The sequence below is a fragment of the Bacillus aquiflavi genome (assembly GCF_019915265.1).
GTDB classification, from domain to species: Bacteria; Bacillota; Bacilli; order Bacillales; family Cytobacillaceae; genus Bacillus_BT; species Bacillus_BT aquiflavi.
Genome location: NZ_CP082780.1, coordinates 2324276 through 2349102 on the forward strand (window position 1 = coordinate 2324276; position 24827 = coordinate 2349102).

Genomic DNA, 24827 nt, shown 5'->3' on the forward strand with positions numbered 1-24827 from the left:
TTCATGTACTTTGCAATTATATAATAACGACGAAAAGAGGTCAACTGTAATTAGCCTTCCGAAAGCTCCTGTTTCTAACGTTAACCTCCATTAATCAAGCACATTTTTCGTAAAACATCCACTATTGAAACCTCACTTGAGATGGTGATGGAAGATAAAATAGTCAAGCTAGGCATGTCTCTTTTGTTTTACCATACACATAGTATAGAGATCATTCGTGTTTTCAAATTGCTAAAAGTAGGAGGCTATGGCATGCTTTATTTTTTTATGTTTATTCTTTTCCTCTTTCTTTTTATATTTGGGATGACTGTTCTTAGAACAGGTCTATTTAATTTATCTGCTCAATCATTACGCTCATGGTTGACAAAACTAACGGATAAAGCGTGGAAAGGATTAATTGTCGGGACAATCATAACAATGGTTCTCCAAAGCAGTTCAGCAGTAATGGTCATAACAATCGGCCTTATTTCCGCTAAAATGATCTCTTTTCCTCAATCAATCGGGATTATCTTGGGTACAAATATTGGAACTTCGGTCACAACAGAAATTATTACTTTTAACATTGATCCATTCCTTATCCCTCTATTTGTTTTAGGAGCCGCTTTATTGTTATCGAATCATTCTCGTATCTGTAGTATTGGATTAAGTTTATTTGGCATTGCAGCCGTTTTTACAGCTATGAGAGGGTTTAAGAAGCTTGCCGATCCTTTAGCTTCATTGCCGTTTGTTACACAAATCTTTCAGTTAATTGATCATAATCATTTTCTAAGTGTTATTGTTGGATCATTTATAACGGCAATTATCCAATCAAGTACTGCGTTGACAGGAATCGTTATGGGATTTTTGTCAAGTGCTGCTTTAAATGTTGATACTGGTATTGCTTTAATGCTTGGCTCTAACATAGGAACATGTATGACTGCTTTCATTGCTTCTATCGGTGCAGGCAGAGAAGCTAAATTATGTGCATACGCTCATATTTGGTTAAATATTTTAGGGGTAATCTTGTTCTTTCCTTTTATTAATCATTTAACAGTTTTTACTTCACTTGCTACAGATCAATTGGATGTTCAGCTTGCCCATAGCAGCGTCATATTTAATCTAATCTCTTCTTTAATTGTTTTACCTTTTGCTCATCGTTTTGGGAAGTTCATTTTAGCAATTCATAAAAAATAACGGTCCATTTAAATTGATAATCCTTTGACAATTGCAGCTCCAGAGCTAGCTCCTATTCTGGTTGCACCGGCTTTAATCATTTGTTGCGCGTCATGAGCACTTCTCACTCCCCCAGATGCTTTAACACCCATATTCGGACCTACTGTTTTACGCATTAATGCAACATCTTCAATTGTAGCACCACTAGTAGAAAAACCTGTTGAAGTTTTTACAAAATCAGCTCCAGCCTTCGCACTTATATTGCAAGCACGAATCTTTTCTTCATTTGTTAATAAACAAGTCTCGATAATGACTTTCGTGAGAGCCTTTCCTTTTGCAGCTTCTACAACTGCCTTAATATCTTTTTCAACCAATTCATCATTTCCATCTTTTAGAGCACCTATATTTATAACCATATCTACTTCTTCTGCCCCATTTTCAATCGCATTTTTTGTTTCAAACGCTTTTGTTTTAGGAGTAGAGGCTCCAAGCGGAAAACCGATTACTGTACAAACCTTGACGTCGGTTCCTTGTAATAACTCTGCTGAGTACTTTACCCAAGAAGGATTTACACAAACAGAAGCAAATAAAAATTCTTTTGCTTCTTCACAAAGCTTTTTAATTTGATCTTTCGTCGCATCAGCCTTTAACAGTGTATGATCAATCATTTTTGCAATACTATTTGTCATGATCGTATCTTCCTCCATATTTCATTTAGTTGTCCGTACCTTCTTTATGATATCATTGTATCCAAAATAATACGAGTAATTAAATATGTCTTTTTTTTAAAATATTTTCCTAAACTTTACTTAATAAATAAATTGGAGTAAAAAAAAACCGGCCAATATAGCCGATTTTAGACTGTTGAGAAACGCTCGCATCCTTCGTTGCTTATGAACAACTGTTCTATTCGCTTACGCCTTCACTGACAAATATTTCAGGCAGCCTAAGGGGAGTTGCTGCATATTTTTTTCTCTATGCTGAAGTTAGCCAATAAGCCGATTTATTATTTAAATAATTGCCTGTTTTTTAACAGCTTCATCTATTATTCGGACAAATTGTCCTTTATTGTATGGGTAGCCTGCTTCTGTAATCTTCACCTTTACTATTTTACCAACCATCTCTTCAGTAGCCGGGAAGACAACTTTTAAATAGTTATCTGTATAACCTTCATACAAACCGCTAGCTTGGTCTTCTTTATACTTTTCCTCTGGAATAACTTCTAACACGTCATTTTCAAATTGTGATGCATATTCTTTCGCAAGTTGATCTGAGAGTGCAATTAACCGATGAACTCGCTCATTTTTTACTTCCTCATCAACTTGATTTTCCACCCTTGCAGCAGGGGTACCCGTACGTTTTGAATACGGAAATACGTGAAGCTCTGCAAAGTGATGTTTTTTAACAAAATTGTACGTTTCCATGAATTCCTCTTCTGTCTCACCTGGAAAACCAACAATGATATCAGATGTTACTGCTAAACCTGGTAATACTTCTTTAAGCTTATTTAAGCGGTCTGAAAAAAATTCCATCGTATATTTACGTCGCATCCGCTTTAAAACAGAATCTGATCCTGATTGAAGAGGAATATGCAAATGGCGGACAATGACTGAAGATTGTTTTATTACTTCGATGACTTCGTCAGTAATTTGACTTGCTTCAATAGAAGAAATCCGAATCCGCTTTAAACCTTTTACTTGCTCTTCTAAATCTCGCAGTAACATTGCTAGATTGTAATCCTTCATATCTTCTCCATATCCGCCAGTGTGAATTCCAGTTAATACAATTTCTTTATAGCCTGCATCAACAAGTTGCTGGGCTTGACGAATGACTTCCTTTGGATCACGAGAACGCATTAACCCACGAGCCCATGGAATAATACAAAATGTACAAAAGTTATTGCATCCTTCTTGAATTTTTAATGAAGCCCTTGTTCTGTCAGTAAATGAAGGCACGTCTAACTCTTCATAAATACGGTTTTTCATAATGTTATGAACCCCGTTAATCGGTTGCCGTTCTAACTTATATTGCTCAATATAGTCAAGCATTTTCTTACGATCCTGTGTTCCAACGACAACATCAACACCTGGAATCGCCATGATTTCTGCAGGAGATGTTTGTGCGTAACAACCTGTTACACATATCACTGCATCAGGATTTTTTCTAACTGCTCGACGAATAATTTGTCGACTTTTTTTATCACCTGTATTTGTAACAGTACAAGTATTTATAACATAAACATCAGCTGTTTCCTCAAATTCTACACGCTCATAATCTTGCTGTTTGAAAATTTGCCAAATTGCTTCTGTTTCATAATGGTTTACTTTACATCCAAATGTATGAAAAGCCACTTTAGGCATGATTTAATCACCTCAATAATTCTAAATGATAAGAAGCGGCTGCTAAAGCATAAAGTGGAGCCGTTTCTGTCCGTAAAATCCGCGGGCCTAATCCGCATGAATAAAACCCGTTTTCTATTAAAAGCTGAACTTCATTAGGTGTTAATCCACCTTCAGGACCAAACACAATAAGAAGAGATTCGCCTTTCTTTATCTCTTCTAGAACTTGTACAAAAGTAGAAGTTTCGCCATGCTTTGCAGCTTCTTCATAGGCAATTAATTTACGATCGTACTTTTGGCTATTGTTCAATAAAGTTTCTAAGGAAATTGGAGTATGGACAAGTGGCAACCTGTTGCGTTGTGATTGTTCAGCAGCTTCTTTCGCGATCTTTTTCCAGCGCTCCAATTTTTTTAATGATTTTTTTTCATCCCATTTTACGATAGAGCGAGTTGCAATGAAAGGGATAAACTCATATGCTCCTAATTCTGTCCCCTTTTGAATAATCCATTCAAGCTTATCCCCTTTAGGCAGTCCGCTCGCAATGGTCATTTGAATTGGAAGTTCCTTAGAACTACTTTCCCATTGTACAACGTCAGCCGCAACATAATCATCGGCAATTTTTGTAATTGAACAAATAGCACTTCTTCCATCATTCGTTACACAAATAATATGGTCGCCTATTTTCATTCTCATCACTTTGGAAATATGGTGAAAATCATCCCCGGAAATATAAAATGAATTTTCCTTTATTTCTGTATTAAAATACCGCTGCAATTTTCCACCTGCTTTACCTGTATTCAAATTTTCCTTGTAATTAAAGCAACCCAATCCTCCATTACAATAACCTCTTCTATTTCGAACCCGTGTGAAACAAGCACAGCTTTTACTTCCTCTTTTTTTGGCTGAATAATACCTGATGCAATAAAGTATCCATTCTTTTTAATCACACGGGAAGCATCTTTTATTAGTTTAACAATTATCTCTGCCAAAATATTAGCAACGATCATATCAGCTTCTTCTATTACACCATCAAGCAAGTTATTTTGGGCTACAGACACAATATGATGAACATGATTAAGCTCAATATTTTGCTTTGCTGCTGTAACGGCAATTTCATCCAAGTCAAAAGCAGTTATTTTTTTAGCCCCTAACATTGCAGCAGCGATACTTAATACACCTGATCCTGTCCCGACATCAATAATAGTATCTCCTTTATGGACAGTACGTTCTAATGCTTGAATACACATAACTGTTGTTGGATGAGTTCCCGTTCCAAAAGCCATTCCTGGATCAAGTTCAATTATTAATTCATCAGTGTTAATAGGCGTATACTCTTCCCACGTAGGAACGATTGTGAATCTTTTTGATATTTTGACAGGGTGATAATATTTTTTCCAGGCAGTAGCCCAATCTTCCTCATTCACTTCATTGATCGTTACTTTGTTTTTTCCAATATCAATGTTGTATAAAATAAGATTATGTATTGCTTCTTTTATCTCATCAATCGTTTCACTTAAAAAACTATTTACAGGTAAATATGCTTTAATGATAACCCCTTCATGAGGATAGTCAGAAGGATTGAGTTGGTAGATTTCACCGAATTGGTCTTCCCGTACTTTCGTTAATTCAGACGGATCTTCGATTACAACCCCGCTTGCACCACTTTCATGTAAAATATTTGAAATTGGTTCAATCGCTTCGTTTGTTGTATGAATGCTTATTTCGGTCCATTTCATCCTTCTACCAACTCCATTCCTAATCTCCCTTAAAGGCTCGTTTTACTTTCGAAAAAAAGCTCTCTTCTTGTTCACCGTGCGGTACTTGGCCACTAATATCGGCAAATTCACGAAGAAGCTGCTTTTGTTTTTCTGTTAGTTTTGTCGGAGTAATGATACGAACGACAACATGCTGGTCTCCTACTCCATATCCTCTTAAATTTTGAATACCTTTTCCACGCAGGCGAAACCTTGTGCCAGTTTGCGTACCAGCAGGTATTTTCAATTTAACTTTTCCGTGAAGTGTAGGTATTTCAATTTCATCACCTAACGTTGCCTGCACAAATGTAATCGGCATTTCACAATAAACGTCCTCACCATCACGTTCAAAGAAATCGTGTGGACGAACATGAAAGACGACATATAAATCACCAGGAGGCCCTCCATTTTTACCTGGTTCTCCTTGGCCAGAAACTCGAAGTTGTTGTCCATCATCAATCCCAGCAGGTATTTTAACATGTATTTTACGACGTTTCTTTACCTTACCGGTTCCTGAACATTTTGAACACTTTTCTTTAATTTGTTTACCTGTTCCATTACAGTAATGACAAACACGTCTATTCACGATCCGTCCAAACGGAGTATTTTGTTGTTCACTTATTTGTCCTGATCCTCCACAATGTGAACATGTAACTGGTTTCGTTCCAGGTTTTGCTCCGCTGCCATGACACGTTTCACAAGGTTCTTCACGAGGAATTTCGATATCTGTTTCTTTACCAAATGCAGCTTCTTCAAAAGATAACGTCATTGTGTATTGGAGATCTGCACCTTGACGCGGCGCATTTGGATCTCGTCTTTGGCCACCGCCAAAAAACGAATTGAAAATATCTTCAAAGCCGCCAAAGCCGCTAAAATCTCCTCCACCAAAGCTTTGATTTGGATCAGTATGACCAAATTGATCGTAATGAGCTCTTTTTTGATCATCACTTAATACTTCATAAGCTTCTTTAACTTCTTTAAACTTATCAGCTGCATCTTCAGCCTTATTTATATCTGGATGATATTTTTTAGATAATTTGCGATATGCTTTCTTTATTTCATCTTTTGAGGCAGATCTACTAACATTAAGCACTTCATAGTAATCCCGTTTGCTCATGATTACCACTCCCAAATAATTTCACATGAAAATAATTTTAACATTTTAAAACAGAAATGCGCAAGTGACTTGATAGCCGTAATAGCGCTAAACCTTTAATTGAGAACATGTACTCCGAAAGAAAAGGTCAAAGCCAAGAAGACCTGACTTTGACCTGTTATCTTCGAACTGCAATTCAATTATTTATCTTTCTCATCGTCGTCTTTCACTTCTTCAAACTCTGCATCAACAACGTCGTCAGCTTTTGTTGCACCATCTTCACCTTGTGTTTTTTGTGCTTCTGCTTGTTTTGCAGCTTCTTCATAAAGTTTTACTGTCAGGTTTTGGACTATTTCTTGTAAAGCATCCTTCTTAGTGCGGATTTCCTCAATATCGTCTTTCTCAATTGCCGCTTTTAAAGCGTCCTTAGCTTCGTTAGCTTTCGTAACTTCTGCTTCGTCTACTTTACCCTCTAAATCTTTTAATGTTTTTTCTGTCGTGAAAATAAGCTGATCCGCTTCATTGCGCAGTTCTACTTCTTCCTTACGCTTTTTATCAGCTTCAGCATTTTCTTCTGCTTCTTTTACCATTCGTTCGATCTCTTCATCTGATAAACCAGAGGAAGATTTAATTGTAATAGTCTGTTCTTTATTTGTACCAAGATCTTTTGCACGAACATTGACGATCCCATTTTTATCGATATCAAACGTAACTTCGATTTGCGGTATTCCTCTTGGAGCTGGTGGAATATCTGTTAATTGAAAGCGTCCTAACGTTTTATTGTCAGCTGCCATTGGACGTTCACCTTGAAGTACGTGAATATCAACCGCAGTTTGGTTATCAGCAGCTGTAGAGAAAATTTGTGATTTTGATGTAGGAATCGTTGTGTTTCGATCAATTAATTTTGTAAACACACCGCCCATTGTTTCAATTCCTAGAGAAAGTGGAGTTACGTCAAGAAGAACAACGTCCTTCACATCTCCAGAAATTACTCCTCCTTGAATAGCTGCTCCCATTGCTACAACTTCGTCAGGGTTTACTCCTTTATGAGGTTCCTTACCTGTTTCTCTTTTAATTGCTTCCTGTACAGCAGGGATACGAGTTGAACCACCAACTAAAATAACTTTATCAATTTCAGTTGGAGAAAGTCCAGAATCTTTCAATGCTTGTCGTGTTGGACCCATTGTACGTTCTACTAAATGAGCAGATAATTCATCAAATTTAGCTCTTGTTAACGTTACATCTAAATGAAGCGGACCAGCTTCACCAGCTGTAATAAATGGTAACGAAATTTGTGTAGAAGTTACACCAGATAAATCTTTTTTAGCTTTTTCGGCAGCATCTTTTAATCTTTGTAATGCCATCTTATCTTTTGAAAGATCAATTCCGTTTTCTTTTTTAAATTCATCTACTAAATAATCGATGATCACTTCATCAAAGTCATCACCGCCAAGCTTATTATCTCCTGCTGTTGCTTTTACTTCAAAAACACCGTCTCCAAGTTCTAAAATAGAAACGTCAAACGTACCGCCGCCAAGGTCATAAACAAGGATCGTTTGATCTTCTTCTGTTTTATCTAGACCATATGCTAAAGCAGCTGCAGTTGGCTCATTAATAATCCGTTCTACTTCAAGACCCGCAATTTTACCTGCATCTTTTGTTGCCTGACGTTGAGCATCATTAAAATAAGCTGGTACAGTAATAACTGCTTTTGTTACCTCTTCACCAAGATATTCTTCTGCGTAAGATTTTAAATATTGTAAAATAATCGCAGAAATTTCTTGTGGTGAATAGTCTTTTCCTTCTATCGTTTCTTTGTGATTTGAACCGATGTGACGCTTAATTGACATAATTGTATTCGGATTTGTAATCGCTTGACGTTTTGCTACCTCCCCAACTTGTCGTTCACCATTTTTAAATGCAACAACTGATGGTGATGTGCGGTTACCTTCCGGATTAGGAATTACTTTCGGTTCTCCTCCTTCAAGTACTGAAACACATGAGTTAGTCGTACCTAGGTCAATTCCAATAATTTTAGACATAGCTTAAACCTCCCATTTTTTTTATGTATTTACTCATTCACTTTTACCATTGAAGGGCGAAGTACTCTATCCTTCAATACATAACCTTTTTGAAGCTCTTCTACTACTATGTTTGAAGCATAATTTTCCTCATTCACTTGCATTACTGCTTGGTGGAAATGAGGGTCAAAATCTTTACCGACCGCTTCAATCGGTAAAGCTCCTTCTTTCTTTAATGCCTCTAATAAGCCTTTGTAGACCATTTCCACTCCTTTAAGAATGGAATTAACTTCTTTGTTATCTGTTTTTGTTTGTAAAGCTCTTTCGAAATTGTCGATAACTGGTAAAATGTCTGAAATTAAGCTTTGCGCTCTATATTTTTCGCTCGCCTCAAGATCAAGCTTTACTCGGCGGCGGTAATTTTCTAAATCTGCTTGAAGACGAAGGTAACGGTTCTCTGATTCTTCCAGCTTTTGTTCCAGTTCATTTATTTTATTATTAGCAAGGTTAAGCTGCTCTTCTAACGACTGCTGTTGTTCCTCTTCTTTTTCATCAGAAGCTTGATCTGCTGCAGAGTTTTCCTCTTCTAACACTGTTTCTACCGTTTCCTTCGTTACGGATGTTTTTGTTTCATCTTCAAGCTTCTCTTCGTCTTTATTAACGGGTTTTTGTTCTTTTTCCATCATTTTCACCTCCTCCAAATAATTTTAACTAAAAATAGGCATAGGGAAGGATGGAAACTTTTTTCCACCCATAACTGATATTTTCCATCACTCATTATTTTGATACAGCCTCGTTAAGACTGTTGATAAATTATCTGATAATAGTTCCAGAATACTAATTACTCGGGAATATTTCATTCTTGTCGGTCCTAAAATTGCGATTGTACCAAGACTTTCTGCTCCGACTGAATAAGTTGCGGTAATAAGACTACAGTTTTCCATCGCAATATTTTCATTTTCTCGGCCGATTTTCACATGAATACCTGTAGGATTTTTAGTAAGTAAATCAGTTATTCCATCTTCTTGCTCAATCATATTTAAGAGAACACTGATTTTATCAATATCATGAAACTCAGGTTGTCGCAACATGTTTGTTTTTCCGCCAAAAAACACTTTATCGCTAACAGGCATTTTTAAAGATTTCACCATTGATTGAAGGATAAATTCATAATTATTTATATGCTGTCTTAATAATGCTGCTACTTCTAAATAAATTTTATCCGTTAAATCAGCCAAAGGAACCCCTATTAACCGGTCATTGATAATGTTGACCATTTTTTCAATTTCACTTGCTTTCATTGAAGGCGGGATTAAAAACATTCGATGTTCAACATGACCAGTATCTGTCACAATAAGTGCGATTGCTGTCTCCTTATTTAATGGGACGATTTGGAGTTTTTTAAGCCTGTTTTCTTTCACATCTGGTCCTAAAACAATCGCAGTGTAGTTCGTTAAATTAGATAATATTTTTGCAGAATTTTGAACAATCTTTTCAAATTCAAAAATTTTCTCAGCAAAAATTGACTGTATTTTAAAAATATCTGCTTTAGTAAGCTTTGCTGGTGAAAGAAGATGATCGACATAATAACGATACCCTTTTTGCGAAGGGATTCTCCCCGAAGATGTGTGTGTTTTTTCAATAAAACCACGTTCTTCAAGATCAGCCATTTCATTGCGGATTGTCGCTGAACTAAGATTTATGTCTCTCTTTTTCGACAAAACTCGAGAACCAACTGGCTGTGCAGATCGAATAAAATCATCAATAATCACTTGGAGAATCAACAATTGACGATCTGTTAACAACTGTCATCACCTCTGTTAGCACTCTTTGTGCGTGAGTGCTAATTCTACTATTAAATTAACAAAAAGGAGGGGAGGATGTCAATAATTTAGATTACTCCGATAAAAGATTGAAATACTTCATTACCTAAAAATCTGCCTTTTTTCGTCAGCCGAATCCAATCTTCCTTTATTGTTAATAATCCTTTTTCTTGATTCGTTTGGATCTCACCGAAAAATAGTTGAAGTGGATTTAAACCATACTTTTTCGTAAATTGTCGAATTGAAACACCTTCTGTTTTTCTTAAACCAAGAAACATTTCTTCTTCCATTTTTTCCCTTTTTGATACGTGATTTTCTTCAAAAACAGGAAGCACATTTTTCTGAATGGAACCAAAATATTTTGTTAATGGACCAACGTTTGAGCGTCGATAACCATTTAAATAACTATGTGCTCCAGCTCCAAATCCGTAATATTCTTCATTGTTCCAATAAGTTAAATTATGTTTACTTTCATAACTAGGAAGTGAGAAATTACTAATTTCGTATTGTTTAAATCCATGTTTATCCATTTTCTCTATTAATAATTCATACATCATCGCATCAGTTTCCTCTTCTGGTAGAGGAAGTGCCCCTTTTCTCATTAAATTGTAAAAAACCGTTTTTGGCTCGACAATGAGAGAATAGCCTGAATAATGCTGGACGTTAAGCGATAAAGCAGTTTCCAATGTTTCATTAAAATCATTTATCGTTTGCCCTGGTAAACGATAAATTAAATCTATACTTATATTTTTAAAGCCTACTTTTGTTGCCAAATCAATTGACTTAAATACATCTTTTGCTCGGTGCACTCTCCCAATCTTCTCAAGAAGCAGGTCATTAAACGTTTGCACACCTAAGCTAATTCGATTTACGCCAATTTCTTTTAAAATTTCCAGCTTGTCAATTGACAGATCTCCTGGGTTCGCTTCAAAAGTAAATTCAGTCTGATAATTGTATCGTAATTGTCTTTGTATAATGTGACATAGTTTTTCTAGTTGATGTTCATTTAAAGCAGTCGGAGTACCTCCACCGACAAATATAGATTTAAGTATAGATGACTTCGAAGATGAAGCGATTGTTAATTGAATTTCTTTTTCTAAATTATTCAAATATTCCTCAACTGGCTGGTTATGAATAAATACTTTATTAAAATCACAGTAATAGCAAATGTGTTCACAAAAGGGAATGTGAATATATGCAGCGTTTACCATTTTGTCTCACTACCTTAAATTAATATAAACAGTAACTTTGATCTATAGTTGGATGAATAAAGAAAAAAGGCTAGTACCGCCTATTAAGCGTTCTAACCTCAATAACGATATATAAGTTTTTATTATTATTACCTAGATTCAGGCTATTTTTTCGTAGTAGATTCATCCATTTTTAAGACAGCCATGAAAGCTTCTTGCGGCACCTCTACAGAACCTACTTGTTTCATTCTTTTCTTTCCTTCTTTCTGCTTTTCTAAAAGTTTTCGTTTTCGCGAAATATCTCCGCCATAACATTTTGCAAGTACATTTTTGCGCATCGCTTTAATTGTTGAACGCGCAACAATTTTTTGCCCAATCGCGGCTTGGACTGGAACTTCAAAGTGTTGGCGAGGGATAAGCTCTTTTAGCTTTTCTACAATGAGCTTACCTCGTTCATACGCCGAATCTTTGTGAACAATAAAGCTTAATGCATCGACTTGCTCTCCATTTAGTAAAATATCCATTTTTACAAGCTTCGATGGCTTGTAGCCGATTAATTCATAATCAAACGAAGCATAACCTTTAGTATGAGATTTAAGCTGGTCAAAAAAATCATAAACAATTTCAGCAAGAGGAATTTCATAAATGATGCTTACTCGATTTTCATCAAGATACTGCATATCGATAAAAATCCCCCGCTTTTCTTGACAAATTTCCATCACTGCACCTACAAAATCATTTGGAACCATAATTGTTGCTTTAACATACGGCTCTTCAATTTTGTCAATTTTTTGTGGATCCGGCATATTTGATGGGTTATCTACGTTTACACTTGTTCCGTCTGTCATATAAACTGTATAAATTACACTCGGTGCTGTTGTGATTAAATCGATCTTAAATTCCCGTTCAATCCGCTCCTGAATGATTTCCATATGAAGAAGTCCTAAAAAACCACAGCGAAACCCGAATCCTAATGCTTGTGATGTTTCCGGTTCAAATTGCAAAGCTGAATCATTTAATTCTAGCTTTTCAAGCGCTTCACGAAGATCATTAAATTTCGACGTGTCAATCGGGTATAGCCCACAAAACACCATTGGATTCAACTTTCGGTATCCTGGCAACGGTTCTTTAGTTCCGTTTTTAGCATTTGTTATCGTATCACCGACCCGAGTATCAGCGACGTTTTTTATCGAAGCAGTTAGATAGCCAACATCTCCAACTGTTAGCTCATCACAAAGAACAGCTTTTGGCGCAAAAACACCAACTTCATTTACTTCAAACTCTTTTCCCGTTGCCATCATTTTAATTTTATCGCCCACTTTAACCGTTCCATCAACAACGCGAATATACGCCACAACTCCGCGATAGGAATCATAGACCGAGTCAAAAATTAATGCTTTTAACGGTTTATCAGGGTCACCATTTGGAGCTGGGACATTCTCGACAATTTGTTCTAAAATTTCCTCAATTCCAATTCCTGCTTTAGCCGAGGCAAGGACTGCTCCAGAGGCATCTAGTCCAATGACATCTTCAATTTCTTGACGAACTCGATCTGGATCAGCACTCGGCAAATCTATTTTATTGATAACAGGGATGTTTTCTAAATCATTATCAATTGCTAAATAAACATTTGCTAACGTTTGTGCTTCGATTCCTTGCGCTGCATCAACAACAAGGAGAGCACCTTCGCATGCTGCCAAGCTTCTAGATACTTCATATGTGAAGTCGACATGTCCAGGTGTATCTATTAAATGAAAAGTGTACTCTTCACCATCTTTAGCTTTATATTTTAATTGAACAGCATTTAATTTTATCGTGATTCCTCGTTCTCGCTCAAGATCCATTGAGTCAAGCAACTGATCCTTCATTTCCCGAGCCGTTAATGCATTGGTTGTTTCTAATATTCGGTCAGCTAATGTTGACTTTCCGTGGTCAATATGAGCAATAATGGAGAAATTTCGTATCTTTGACTGTCTTTTTAACTTCTCTTCTCTGTTCATATTATTTTGTTCACTCCTACTGTCTTACACATGTAAACTAGTTTTGATTATAACAGTACGTCTATTAACATTCAATGAAAACTAATGATAGTCAAGGACTTCTAATTTATTTTTTCCTCTTATAAAGCACCATATGAGAATATGAAGAGTAAGATAATCCACTGTATTAGTTCATGTTATTTTTTAAAAAATGTAAAAATAAGCGGCAAATATCCGCTATGGCTATAGAGAAAAGGAAATCCAACTACCTTTTGTTTACAGTCTGTAGCGAAAAATTTGCCGCATTTAATGATCTTGTTTGTCATCATGACGATCTTCAAAAAGTTCAGTTAAAAACTCAATACCTTTTTTTGAGAGATTCGATACACCTTCAGATATTTTTTTTCCTGCTGAGGAGAAAAAGTTAAACGTCTTAAATTCTTCAAGTTTCTTTTTTTTTGCAGCAAGATCGTGACTTGTAATGTCTGTTCCTAAAACAGAAGCTTGCAACTCCCCATCATTTAATTCTTCTACTGAAAATGCACTTTTAAAGTCAGGGTCATCATACCCCCGCATACTTTGGATACCCTCACTAGCTTTTTGCATTCCTAGAAGGATACAAAAAAACATTAAAGCTACAAGAAGCATTAATTTAATAAAAAACCCCTTCATTACAAATCACCACCTGTTTCTCTATCATTGAACAATTTCTCCGTACATGATCATAAATCTGCTATTTCTCTTCTGCTTCATTTTCCTGTTTGTTTACTTGCTCCGCCTGCCAATAAAACTCACTAAATACTTCTGCTACAGCAGCCGCAGATCGATTTAACTCTTCAAATGTATTGTCTACTCCACCAAATTCAATCAAAATGGCGTTTTCTGATAAATCTTGATTATATTTACCGTTTTCTCCTTCTCCATTTTTACCAAGCACCCCTCGGCTTAAACCTGGATATTTTTTTTCAAGCCTTTGATGCATTTCATTTGCTAATCGGACGTTTTTCTCATATTGAGGATGTTTTTTTCCGATCACAAACATTAACTTCGCATATGATTCCCCATTAATCTCAATAGTTGTCTTATCTCTTCTGCTCGAATCTCTATGAATATCGATAAAATATTGTAAGTCTCGGCTCCCCGCTATAGCAGCTTCAACGATTGGTCTTGATTCATCGTACGCTTGCCAAAACTTACCGCCCTTTTTATTTAATAACCCCATCACATCTGTTTTATCTAAATTTGTGCCAACTCCCCGTTTTTCAAGCTCTTGTTTTAATGTTTCTCCAATCTTCGTTACATTTACTTCGGAATGATATGCGGAATTAGGATCATTAACTCCCTTTAAATATGGTAAAAATGATTCTCGATTATGGGTAAAATATAAATAAACAACTTGTTTATCTCCAGTCGTTTGTTGTGGAGTCTCTGGCTTACTGCTATCAACACCCTTATCAAGCTCCTCTAGATTTTGTAAGGCTGCTTCTTGTTCTGCTCTTAATACTTCCAAAGGGGGAGATGATTCAAACGGCATGTTTGTATAGTTTGTCCCTTCCCCAGCAACGATAATTTGACTATCAAAAGCTGAAAAGCCAGGAAGTTCTCTGCCTAACAGACTTCTAGGATCATCTAAACTAACATTAGTGGATAATGAAAACATGACCTTCGTAATGCCTGGTGTTCTATTTTCCTCTGGCAGTACTTGCAAAAAACTATGATTTTCTCGACCAATTAATTGATAAAGCATTTCCCCTGTTATATTTGTTGCTGCGGTAGTAATTGAGGATGAAGTAAGTCTGTAACCGGGCTTCAAAGAGGTGAGTACACTACTTAGAAAAAATACTACAAACATAAATAGTATAATGAATGTACCAACCTTTAATATACTTGAGCCATGAACAGTTATAATCACCCCAGATTGTTTATAGCGATTCATCGTTCCACCTCTCTTTGCAAGTCTAGTAAATCATATGTAGTTACTAGAGAAGATAGAACAAATTTCGTGGAGTTTTCTTTCATTCCTAAAAACAATTAGTTGAACAAGCCCTATTTGAAATAAATAAAAATTCCCCCTCTATTTTAGCTTCGACCTCAATTGTTAACACACATCTGACAATTGGGGTAAAGTTCATTTTTTAAGGGGGAACGGTATAGAAAAACTTATTTTTTATACTAAATCTATCGTGTATAGTACCCGGTATTATCTTGATCAATTGATTGGTGAAGAGCTGCATTCAACCCATTGGCTAGTAAGTTCGCCATATCTTCAATAAACACATCGACTTCTTTCGGAGTAACCATTAAGTTGTGGCCGAGTGGGGCTAATACTTCATAAATTAATTTTCGCTTTTCTTCTTCTTGTAATGTTCCAACGATCCCTAAAAATGTTTTACGCTGATGCTCCTCAGGTAAATCTTCCTCAGTAAGTTTTTTCCTTTCACCAAAAGTTAAACCGGCAGGTGCTAAAGCACGAGATGGTTTGTTTCCTTCCTTCAGTTCTCTTCCAAAATGTTTTAAGATAAAGTCAATTGTGTCACTCGTAATAGAAACAGCATCGACAACAGTTGGTACTCCAATAGCGATGACCGGTATTCCTAAAGTTTCTTTGCTTAATTCTTTTCTCTTATTTCCAACCCCTGATCCAGGATGGATCCCTGTATCTGAAATTTGAATTGTTGAATTTACTCGTTCAATTGACTTTGAAGCAAGTGCATCTACTGCAATGACAAAATCAGGTCGTGATTGTTCAACGACTCCGTAAATAATGTCGCTCGTTTCAATCCCAGTTAACCCCATAACCCCAGGTGCAAGGGCACTTACTGGGCGAAAACCTTCCTCAACATTTTCTGGTTGAAGCTTATAAAGATGTCTCGTAACTAATACATTCTCACAAACAAGGGGGCCAAGTGAATCAGGAGTTACGTTCCAGTTTCCAAGACCAACTACTAAACAGCTCGCTTCTTTGTTTATACCTATTTCTTGCAAAAAGTTTGAAAACTCTGCTGCAAACACTTTTTGCACTCTATGTTGTATATCGGTATCTTGTTTGTTTACCCCTGTAAATTCTAACGTTAAATAGCGGCCTTGCTTTTTTCCGATCGCCTTTTCTCCTTCTTCAGTAATTTCAACAACAGAAACTTTACATACATCTTCTTCTCGTTCCTTTAAAATGACTCCCTTAATTGAAGATAAATTCTTTTCATCTTTAGTCTCGATCATTTCCTTCGCTTCGAGAGCTAAATCAGTTCTAACTGAATATTTACTTAAATCAACGGATTCTTTCATCATTATTTTAGGCCCACCTTCTCTAGTGCAATCTTTATGAATTTATCTTTACCTATGATAAAAAAAACATTCATACACTGCGCTTTTACAATTTATCCTTCGTTTTTATAACTGTAGGATTTTTAAGATCAATCATCGATTAATAGCACACTTTTAAAAAGGAATAGGAAGATGAAAAAATAAGAACGAACAGTATTGCAATATTAACAGCTGTTTGATAGAATATCACTTGTTCTTTATTGTTAATGAACGTGGAAGACAAGTTCATATATTTTAATGTCTTTGTAGGAGGTGAATGTAATGCCGAACATTAAATCTGCTATTAAGCGTGTTAAAAAAGCGCAAGCTATTAATGCTCAAAACTCAGCAACTAAATCTGCAATGCGTACTGCAATTAAAAAGGTTGAAGCTGGAATCGTTAATAATGATGTTGCTGCTGCGAAGGAAGCTTTCACAGTTGCTGTTAAAAAATTAGATAGTGCTGCTAGTAAAGGACTTATCCATAAAAACTCTGTTGCTCGCCAAAAGTCCCGTTTAATGAAGAAAATAAACAAATTAAACGCTTAATTAACTTATAACTTTATCTTAAACATGATCATGTTTTAAGAATAAAAAGTAGAGCGCATCATCAGCCCTAACAAGCAAAATGCCTTTAATCCAATTAAAAGGTTACGTAGCTTGAAGGGCTAAGCGCTATGCTCCAATAAAAAACCCCATATAATGTCATTCATTCCTTCTATTATGAGTATTTTGCATCCTAAATTTTCCCTTTATTTGTATTGCCATTAGCGTAAACAAGCTAAACAGTTAAGACAATAATGATTCATGATTCAAAAAAAATACAAATATTACTCATTCGGCTGCATTAATACTTACGTTAGTTTTACTATAGTGTTGTAATATTAAAATTTGGACAAAAACTCTGGGCTCACCAATCTATGTTCTGTTGCTTATTTAAATGGTTTTTTGCTATTATTTTTAAAAAAATTCAAATAAATTTTAAATTGCAGCCTAAGACACTGTTCTTCACTCAAGATATGCTTTTTTGTTTTTCATTAACGGTAAAATTCTTTGATGTAGAAAGGAAGGAGAAAAAGAAAAAAAAACGATCCACTTTTGGATCGTTCCAAACTTTGAATAACACTTGTGTTTCAATGAAAGCTAATATACGATAACTCAGTTCCCTTTCCCCTTATGCCAAAAGTTAAAACAATCAACCTTAAGATTGTTTTATAGGAGTATCATTTAGTTTGAATAAAAACATTTCGATTATTAGTACTTTATTCATAGCACCAGTTTTCATTTCATAGTCAGCCTGAGAAAGTAAGTCAATCTTTCGAATAAGCTCTTCATTAGAAAAAAACCGTGCTTGTCCAGCTGCAAGTTTTACCCGATAAGGATGGACTTTCAAATATCCAGCTATTTGTTTTTCACCATACCCTTGGCGAGCAAGTTCTTTTACTTGATAGATAAGCCGAAATTGTCCGGAAATTATTGATAAAATTTTGATTGGTTCTTGGTTTTGTTTTAAGAGGTCATAAAAAATTCGTAAAGCTTCGTCAATTTTTCTATGAACAATTTTATCAACTAGATGAAAGATATTTTCTTCAAGTGATCTTGATACAAGCTTTTCAACTGTATGTATATCAATATGCTTTGCATAAAGTGCTAGTTTATCGATTTCACTTGTTAATAAAAATAAGTTAGTACCTACTAATAATAGTAATAAATCAACTGCATCTTCATCAATTAAAATCGAATGAAGCGAAGCACGCTCATGAATCCATTCCTTTAACTCGCGTTCATTGAGCTTCTTTCCTTCAATGGTTTCAGCTTTTCGCTTTAATTCCTTTGTTAATTTTCTCCGTTCATCTAATTTTTCATAAGGCGCTAAAAAAACAACAATTGAATAAGGCGCCGGCTCTTTTAAATAGGCTTCCAATTTAGCTAAATGATGGTCTACCTTTCCTTTTGCTGATGTTAAAAAAAAGGGGTTTTGCAAAATAATTAATCTCTTATCTCCGATAAATGGAAAAGTTTCTGCATCTTCCAATGCTGTTTCAATCGGCGTTTCTTCTAGATCATAAGAAGAAAAGTTAAATTCGATTTCTTCTTTTTCCAAAACATGATGAACAAGTAATTGTTTCGTCTCATTAATAAGAAAGGCTTCCGTTCCATATACTAAATAAAGCGAGGCAAATTGTTTTTTTTTGATTTTTTTCCAAATGTTAAAAACCAATATCGTTCGCTCCGTTCTATATTTCATTATAGTCTTATCGTAAAGAAGCGTAAGCCTTTTGACAAGTAATAAGGGAATTGGCATTCCAAAAATGCAACCAATTCCCGATCTATAGTAAACGCTGGCAAATAAGGCCTAGGATACTTATTGCCAACGGTAACGCTTTTTGTACTAGTTATTTTAGCCGATTGGATGTAAACTATTTGTGACAACTCTTGTCATTAAAGGAAAGTAGCCAAAAGGACGCTAGATTTTTCTTGATGAATAACGTATACTTATAACGAAATAGGAGGGGTAATTGTGAACGAATTTGAAAAGAACGTCCAAAGTAAACGCAATGATGCTGTCGATTCCGGAGTAGGTTTCATCGTTTCTTTCGGATTTTTCGCAACCATCTTTATTATAGGAACTGTTATTAAAGTTGCCGGTTCCTAATGCGGGATAACCGCTCTTAATGTTAATGGAGACTGCATGCAATACGCAGTCTCTTTATTTTTGAAGGATTTTTTACATTGTGAGCGGGAGGTTTTTAATCATTGTTTTCAGTATTATACTATGGAAGTACATGTGAAAACGTTCCATCCTCTTTATCCCGAAATTTATAAGTGATCGCGCCATGATCGTTTGTCCGATATACACGGATATTTCTTTCAGCTAGTTTACTTAAAACTTCTACATGAGGATGACCATAGCGGTTTGAAACTCCAGCAGAAATAATCGCTATCAGCGGATGAATATGATCGAGAAAATGCTCAGAAGTTGATGTTCTACTTCCATGATGACCTGCTTTTAAAACATCGACTTTAAGATTTGAATACGTGTTAATAAGTCGTTCTTCCCCATCTATTTCTAAATCTCCAGTAAATAACCAATTAAGTCTGCCAATTTTTGCATAAATAACAATTGAACTGTTATTTCTTTCTGTTTCTTCGCGATCTTTTTCTGGGGAAATGATTTGAAAAAGGGCATTTCCTTTTTTCCATTTTTCCCCTTCTGTAACAAAACGGACGTTTATCTTCTTTTCCTTCGCTTTGTCTAAAATGATATTTTCAATTTTTGAACGTTTACTCATATTTGGTAGCAAAATTTCTTTTACTTTTACCTCATCAAGTAGGCCTAATGCTCCTCCAATATGATCTGCGTCACCGTGTGTAAGGATTAATTTATCAACACATGTTATTCCTTTACTTTTTAAAAATGGAGTTAAAATATCTTTACCTGTATCAAAACGTTTCCTTCTTTCACGCCAAGCATCTTTTTCAAAATGCAAAACCCCACCTGTATCAATTAAATAATTTCCTTTATCATTCGGAAGTTGAATAAAAATACTATCACCTTGACCAACATCAATAAAGGTTACTTCACCATAGGAGGAATACTTTGTTATCCCCCAATGTATACATAATACAAATAATGGTATAAAAAACTGAGGGAAAATGAGCTTTTTCTTTTTCTCATTATTTTCCCACAAATAAAAAAACAAGCATATACTTCCACTTAAACAAAGAAGAATAATGAAGTTAGGACGACCTAAAGTAACAGTGGAAAAAGGAAGTGCTGCAAACATTTGTGCAAGCTTATTAATAAATGCAATGATGAAATTCAATATAAATAGTAACGGTAATCCGATGAAAGGAAATATCATATGAAAAAGAAACGTTAATAGTGAAAGAGGAAGAACAATGATTGAAAACACTGGAACATAAAAAATATTCATTAAAATGGAAAGTGGTGAAAATTCGTAAAAATAATAAATGATTATTGGTAAAGATGCGAGTTGAGCAGTTAAGGAAACAACGATTAACTGCATACCCCACTGCTTATAACGGGTAAAAATATACGGTGCACATAAAATGAGTGCCAAGCTAACAATAAAAGACAATTGAAAACCAGGCTCAAATACACTATATGGGCTCACAAATAAAAATAATAAAAAGGCAATACAAAGACCAACTAACGGTTCCCTTCTTTTTCTTTTCCACAACAAACTAAGTAAAACAAAAATTGACATCATCACCGCACGAATCACTGAAGGTGCTCCACCTGTTAAAAGCGCATATATTGGTAAAAAAATGACTAGTGCCATCAATGTTTTTTCTCTCGTTAAACCAAAGCGAATGGCTAAATAATAAAGCATTCCTGTTAAAAGTCCGACATGAAGTCCCGAGATAGCTAATAAATGAATAATACCTAACTGTTGATAATTTTTTAGAACGTCTTCATCAAGCAAGTCTCGTTCACCAAAAATTAAAGCTACAGATAAGGAGGCAGCTGCTTCTGGAAAATGTTTTTTAAGATAAGAAATCCCCTTTTGGCGAAACTTCATTAGCACTGTGTATGGAGTTGCTTTGAGTGGTTGACAAGATTGAGGATTGAAGCGATCGGGGGATAATATCCAGTAAATTTTTTGTCTTAATAAATACGAGTGATAATTGAAGGCATTTTCATTTCTTGGCTTTGAAGGGGCTTGTAATGTGCCCGTTATTTTACAGCTTGAAGGGTAAATGAATTTTTTTTCAAGATCTCGTTTTTCCTGTTTTGTTTTTATTTTATATTTTAACATAAGCTTTTCATTCGATGGATAGACGGTAACAATCCCTTGCATTGAATCACCATCGATCTTCATATTTTCCTTAATATTTATAATAAAATTTCGTTCAGATCCGTTAAAGGCAGTATTTTTGCTATCATTCCATACTCCATTAAAAAAATATATGATCCATATAAACCAAATAAAAATCATTATGAATGCGGAATATTTTTTTATTCCAATTAAAAAAATATTAAAAACAATCCAACCTATACAAGAAATCCAAAATGACCATGTAGAAGCTAAGCTTCCAAATAACGCCGCAACTGCTAAATAAATAGATTTTTCAGCAATATTTATCACATCCCTTTTTCTTAAATGCCGGACAAGTGACTTAATTGCTACTGTCCCCCTATTTAAAGCGAGGGTTATAAAATGAATGTCCGGCATTTTTCCTAATTAAATCTGTTTTTCGTTGTTCATGTTAAAAATATTTTCAGAAAAAACAACCTTTTCGACAGTTACGTTTGCTTTTTCAAATAATTCAATTGCATAAGGGTGTTTTTTATAATCCTCTGAATAGTAAACAGCTTTAATTCCAGCCTGAATGAGAGCTTTACAGCATTGTAAACAAGGAAAGTGCGTGACATATATTTCGGCTCCTTCGGTTGGAACACCAAATTTTGCGCATTGCAATAATGCATTCATTTCAGCGTGAATTGTTCTTACACAATGGTTATCAATTACATAACAACCAGCATCAATGCAATGTTCCCCGCCTGCTATAGATCCATTATATCCGCCCGCAATAATCCTCTTATCTCTTACAATCGTGGCCCCGACAGCGAGACGGGTGCATGTACTCCTTAATGCCAATAGATGGCTTTGTGCAATAAAATATTGATCCCAGGAAATCCGGTTCATCTTCAACCCTCGTTTCTAAATATGTTCAGTCTTAAGTGTAGCCTCTTTTTAGAAATGACGTCAATTTCAATTCTTTACTTTACTGTTATTTCAGCTTTTAATTTTTCAAATGTCTTTTCTCCTATCCCACTAATTGACATTAAATCTTCTATTGCTTTAAAAGGTCCATTTTTTTCACGATATTCAATGATTGCTGACGCTTTAGAAGGTCCGATCCCTGGTAGAGTTTCAAGCTCTTCTTGACTTCCTTTATTTATATTAACTTTTCCACCATCACTACCTCCTGCTGTTGTGATATTAGTACTAAAATCGACATGTCCTTCTTCTGCTTTCGTTGGAATATAAATGACCATTTCATCTTCAACATGCATCGCAAAGTTAATCTGTTTTTCATCTGCTTCATCAGTTAATCCGCCAGCTCTATCTACTAAATCAATTACCCGCTCAGAAGCAATCGCTGTGTACACACCCGGTTTTTGCACCGCACCTTTAAGATCAATCATAAGAACTTGATTATTTAGTTCACCTGCTTCATTTTTTTCTGCTTCTTTCTTTTCTGCTGTTTGCTGTTCTTGTAATAGCCAATCATCCTGTTGCTGGGTAGTAGATTGATCTCGGAAGTAATCAAAGCTATAAAAACTTATAACACAGAAAACGCAAAACAAAACACCCATACATATAAGCAAAAGTTTCTTATGCTCAGAAATCCAAGTAAATATTTTCATCAATCCTTTCTTTAAATGTCATATTAAAAGATTTTTCTCATAATGTAATAAAAGAATAAATATTTGTATGAAGGAGGGATGAAACATTGAAGTTAGGGATAATTGGTACTGGCAATATGGGGAGAATTTTGACTGAGGCCATGATTGATGGAAAAGTTGTTTCCCCTTCTTCTGTAACGATAATGAATCGGACAAAATCTAAAGCAATCATGCTTAAACATAAATATAAAGAGATTAATGTAGTAGATCATGCAGAGGAAGCTGTTCAAAACTCAAGGTTAATTTTTCTTTGTGTAAAACCTCATGATATGTTTGCTGTTTTACACAAAATTAAACCAAGCTTAACAAAAAATCATTGTCTCATTTCTATCACAAGCCCAGTATCAGTTGAACAACTCAAAACAGTTGTATCTTGCTCTGTTGCAAGGGCAATTCCAAGTATCACGAATAGAGCTCTTGCTGGTGTAGCCCTTATCACTTTTGGAGAAAACTGTTCTATTTTTTGGAAAGAAGTGATCTGGAATATATTTTCGGAAATTTCCAAGCCTGTAGAGATAAATAATGATATTACAAGAGTTGCTTCTGATATTGTCAGCTGCGGACCAGCTTTTTACAGTTATATAACCCAGCGCCTTATTAATGCGGCCGTTAAAGAAACAAAGATTGATATAAATACGGCAACAAAGTTAGCTAGTGAAATGTTAATTGGACTTGGGGAACTTTTACGGAAAGGCTATTATACACTGCCAACGTTACAAGAGAAAGTTTGTGTAAAAGGCGGAATTACTGGAGAAGGGATAAAAGTTCTAGAAGAGGAGCTTGAAGACGTCTTTGAACAGCTGTTTCGAGCTACACATTTAAAATATGAAGAGGATCTAGATGAGACAACAAAACACTTTTCAGTAAAAAATTCTACGTAAAAATCAAAATTCCTTTTTTTATTTTAATCTTTTTAGCGATCGTGAGCTGCGCTTATTAAGAGCCAGCTCATGATCGTTTTATCTGCCCTAATATGACTTTATTGCAGTAAAAAATAGTCTTTCTGCATTTTTCTTATAATGATTATCTCCAAAATCGCTGTTTATTTCAAGCAATTTAAATCCTGCTTCTTTTAACCATATTTCATATTGTTCAACAGCAAAAATACGCTGCATATGAAGTTCATCAAAGCGTTTATACTGACCTGTTCGTTCATCCAACACAAAAAAAGTTAATTCATGTTCAACGCTATTTGTGTGTTCTCCTTGATAGCAATGCCACACGTATGAAATATCTTCATCATTTAAACCGAATGTATTATTCATAAAAATATTCGTTAATTTATAAATAGAATGAACATCAAAAATAAATAAACCATGATCATTTAAATGGTCATATACTCGTTTAAACGTATTTAAAACGTCACATTCCTCTTCTAAATAATTCAAAGAGTCACAAAAAACAACTATCACATCAAAATGATCTAATCCTTCTAACTCAGCCATATTTTGTTGAAAAAAAGAAATGTCTGCACATTCTTTTTTTGCTTTTTCTTGAGCAATCGTTAGCATATTACTCGATAAATCGACTCCTGTCACTTCATAACCTGCATGTGCCATTCTAACTGACAACTCCCCAGTACCACAAGCGAGGTCAAGAAGCTTCTTTCCCTGTACATGATATTTTGCTATTTTTGAGCGAGTAAAATCAACCCATTTGTCGTATGGAACGTCTTTCATTAAGTGGTCATAAAGATAAGCAAAATGCTCGTACGTCATCGCTCTAGCCCT

22 protein-coding genes are annotated in these 24827 nt (G+C 35.2%); 4 read left to right on the plus strand and 18 right to left on the minus strand.

Annotated features, from left to right (window positions below; translation table 11 throughout):
• Nucleotides 1-252: 252 nt before the first annotated feature.
• The gene (locus K6959_RS11270; RefSeq protein ID WP_163239464.1) at nt 253-1173 is read left to right on the plus strand and encodes a Na/Pi symporter; all 921 of its coding nucleotides are present in this window, start codon (nt 253-255) and stop codon (nt 1171-1173) included.
• Nucleotides 1174-1181: 8 nt separating this feature from the next.
• On the opposite strand, the gene deoC is transcribed toward K6959_RS11270, so the two are convergent.
• The 13 genes from deoC to gpr all read right to left on the minus strand — a co-directional run bounded on the left by deoC (nt 1182) and on the right by gpr (nt 16640).
• On the minus strand, nt 1182-1841 hold the full coding sequence (deoC, locus tag K6959_RS11275) for a deoxyribose-phosphate aldolase (protein WP_163239466.1): 660 nt from the start codon (nt 1839-1841) through the stop codon (nt 1182-1184).
• 321 nt (nt 1842-2162) lie between these two features.
• Nucleotides 2163-3512, minus strand: a complete 1350-nt coding sequence (mtaB, locus tag K6959_RS11280) for a tRNA (N(6)-L-threonylcarbamoyladenosine(37)-C(2))-methylthiotransferase MtaB (protein WP_223086530.1) — start codon at nt 3510-3512, stop codon at nt 2163-2165.
• A gap of 7 nt (nt 3513-3519) precedes the next feature.
• On the minus strand, nt 3520-4266 hold the full coding sequence (locus K6959_RS11285; RefSeq protein ID WP_163239562.1) for a 16S rRNA (uracil(1498)-N(3))-methyltransferase: 747 nt from the start codon (nt 4264-4266) through the stop codon (nt 3520-3522).
• A gap of 23 nt (nt 4267-4289) precedes the next feature.
• Complete coding sequence (prmA, locus tag K6959_RS11290) at nt 4290-5228, minus strand: 50S ribosomal protein L11 methyltransferase (protein ID WP_163239470.1); 939 nt, start codon at nt 5226-5228, stop codon at nt 4290-4292.
• A gap of 19 nt (nt 5229-5247) precedes the next feature.
• The gene (gene dnaJ / locus K6959_RS11295; protein WP_163239472.1) at nt 5248-6363 is read right to left on the minus strand and encodes a molecular chaperone DnaJ; all 1116 of its coding nucleotides are present in this window, start codon (nt 6361-6363) and stop codon (nt 5248-5250) included.
• 179 nt (nt 6364-6542) lie between these two features.
• A complete protein-coding gene (gene dnaK, locus K6959_RS11300) occupies nt 6543-8384 on the minus strand; it encodes a molecular chaperone DnaK (RefSeq protein WP_163239474.1) in 1842 nt (613 codons plus the stop codon).
• A gap of 29 nt (nt 8385-8413) precedes the next feature.
• Nucleotides 8414-9049, minus strand: a complete 636-nt coding sequence (gene grpE / locus K6959_RS11305; protein WP_163239476.1) for a nucleotide exchange factor GrpE — start codon at nt 9047-9049, stop codon at nt 8414-8416.
• A gap of 84 nt (nt 9050-9133) precedes the next feature.
• Nucleotides 9134-10168 carry a heat-inducible transcriptional repressor HrcA gene (hrcA, locus tag K6959_RS11310; protein WP_163239478.1) on the minus strand — a complete coding sequence of 345 codons (1035 nt, stop codon included), beginning with the start codon at nt 10166-10168 and terminating at the stop codon, nt 9134-9136.
• Between the two features lie 86 nt (nt 10169-10254).
• On the minus strand, nt 10255-11397 hold the full coding sequence (hemW, locus tag K6959_RS11315; protein ID WP_163239480.1) for a radical SAM family heme chaperone HemW: 1143 nt from the start codon (nt 11395-11397) through the stop codon (nt 10255-10257).
• A 143-nt stretch (nt 11398-11540) separates the two neighbouring features.
• Complete coding sequence (gene lepA / locus K6959_RS11320) at nt 11541-13376, minus strand: translation elongation factor 4 (RefSeq protein WP_223086531.1); 1836 nt, start codon at nt 13374-13376, stop codon at nt 11541-11543.
• Between the two features lie 285 nt (nt 13377-13661).
• Nucleotides 13662-14027, minus strand: coding sequence for a YqxA family protein (locus K6959_RS11325; protein ID WP_163239484.1), 366 nt, complete (start codon nt 14025-14027; stop codon nt 13662-13664).
• Nucleotides 14028-14088: 61 nt separating this feature from the next.
• Nucleotides 14089-15291 (minus strand): stage II sporulation protein P, encoded by a 1203-nt coding sequence (spoIIP, locus tag K6959_RS11330; RefSeq protein WP_223086533.1) that lies wholly within the window; start codon nt 15289-15291, stop codon nt 14089-14091.
• Nucleotides 15292-15533: 242 nt separating this feature from the next.
• The gene (gene gpr, locus K6959_RS11335; protein WP_163239564.1) at nt 15534-16640 is read right to left on the minus strand and encodes a GPR endopeptidase; all 1107 of its coding nucleotides are present in this window, start codon (nt 16638-16640) and stop codon (nt 15534-15536) included.
• Nucleotides 16641-16940: 300 nt separating this feature from the next.
• Between gpr and rpsT the strand changes: the two genes are divergently transcribed.
• Nucleotides 16941-17207: a 30S ribosomal protein S20 gene (gene rpsT, locus K6959_RS11340; protein ID WP_163239488.1), complete on the plus strand. Its 267-nt coding sequence runs from the start codon at nt 16941-16943 to the stop codon at nt 17205-17207.
• 652 nt (nt 17208-17859) lie between these two features.
• Here the strand turns inward: rpsT and holA are convergent.
• Nucleotides 17860-18879, minus strand: coding sequence for a DNA polymerase III subunit delta (gene holA / locus K6959_RS11345; RefSeq protein ID WP_223086535.1), 1020 nt, complete (start codon nt 18877-18879; stop codon nt 17860-17862).
• 300 nt (nt 18880-19179) lie between these two features.
• Here holA and K6959_RS11350 point away from each other — a divergent pair, with 300 nt between their 5' ends.
• Nucleotides 19180-19314 (plus strand): YqzM family protein, encoded by a 135-nt coding sequence (locus tag K6959_RS11350; protein WP_163239492.1) that lies wholly within the window; start codon nt 19180-19182, stop codon nt 19312-19314.
• Between the two features lie 118 nt (nt 19315-19432).
• Here K6959_RS11350 and K6959_RS11355 read toward each other — a convergent pair whose 3' ends face one another.
• From K6959_RS11355 to K6959_RS11365, 3 genes are all read right to left on the minus strand, one after another.
• Nucleotides 19433-21859, minus strand: coding sequence for a DNA internalization-related competence protein ComEC/Rec2 (locus K6959_RS11355; RefSeq protein WP_223086536.1), 2427 nt, complete (start codon nt 21857-21859; stop codon nt 19433-19435).
• Between the two features lie 9 nt (nt 21860-21868).
• Nucleotides 21869-22333 carry a ComE operon protein 2 gene (locus K6959_RS11360; protein ID WP_223086538.1) on the minus strand — a complete coding sequence of 155 codons (465 nt, stop codon included), beginning with the start codon at nt 22331-22333 and terminating at the stop codon, nt 21869-21871.
• Nucleotides 22334-22407: 74 nt separating this feature from the next.
• The gene (locus tag K6959_RS11365; RefSeq protein WP_246234466.1) at nt 22408-23058 is read right to left on the minus strand and encodes a helix-hairpin-helix domain-containing protein; all 651 of its coding nucleotides are present in this window, start codon (nt 23056-23058) and stop codon (nt 22408-22410) included.
• Between the two features lie 86 nt (nt 23059-23144).
• Between K6959_RS11365 and comER the strand changes: the two genes are divergently transcribed.
• Nucleotides 23145-23978: a late competence protein ComER gene (gene comER, locus K6959_RS11370; RefSeq protein WP_223086540.1), complete on the plus strand. Its 834-nt coding sequence runs from the start codon at nt 23145-23147 to the stop codon at nt 23976-23978.
• An 87-nt stretch (nt 23979-24065) separates the two neighbouring features.
• Here comER and K6959_RS11375 read toward each other — a convergent pair whose 3' ends face one another.
• Nucleotides 24066-24815, minus strand: coding sequence for a class I SAM-dependent DNA methyltransferase (locus K6959_RS11375; RefSeq protein ID WP_163239500.1), 750 nt, complete (start codon nt 24813-24815; stop codon nt 24066-24068).
• Nucleotides 24816-24827: the final 12 nt, after the last annotated feature.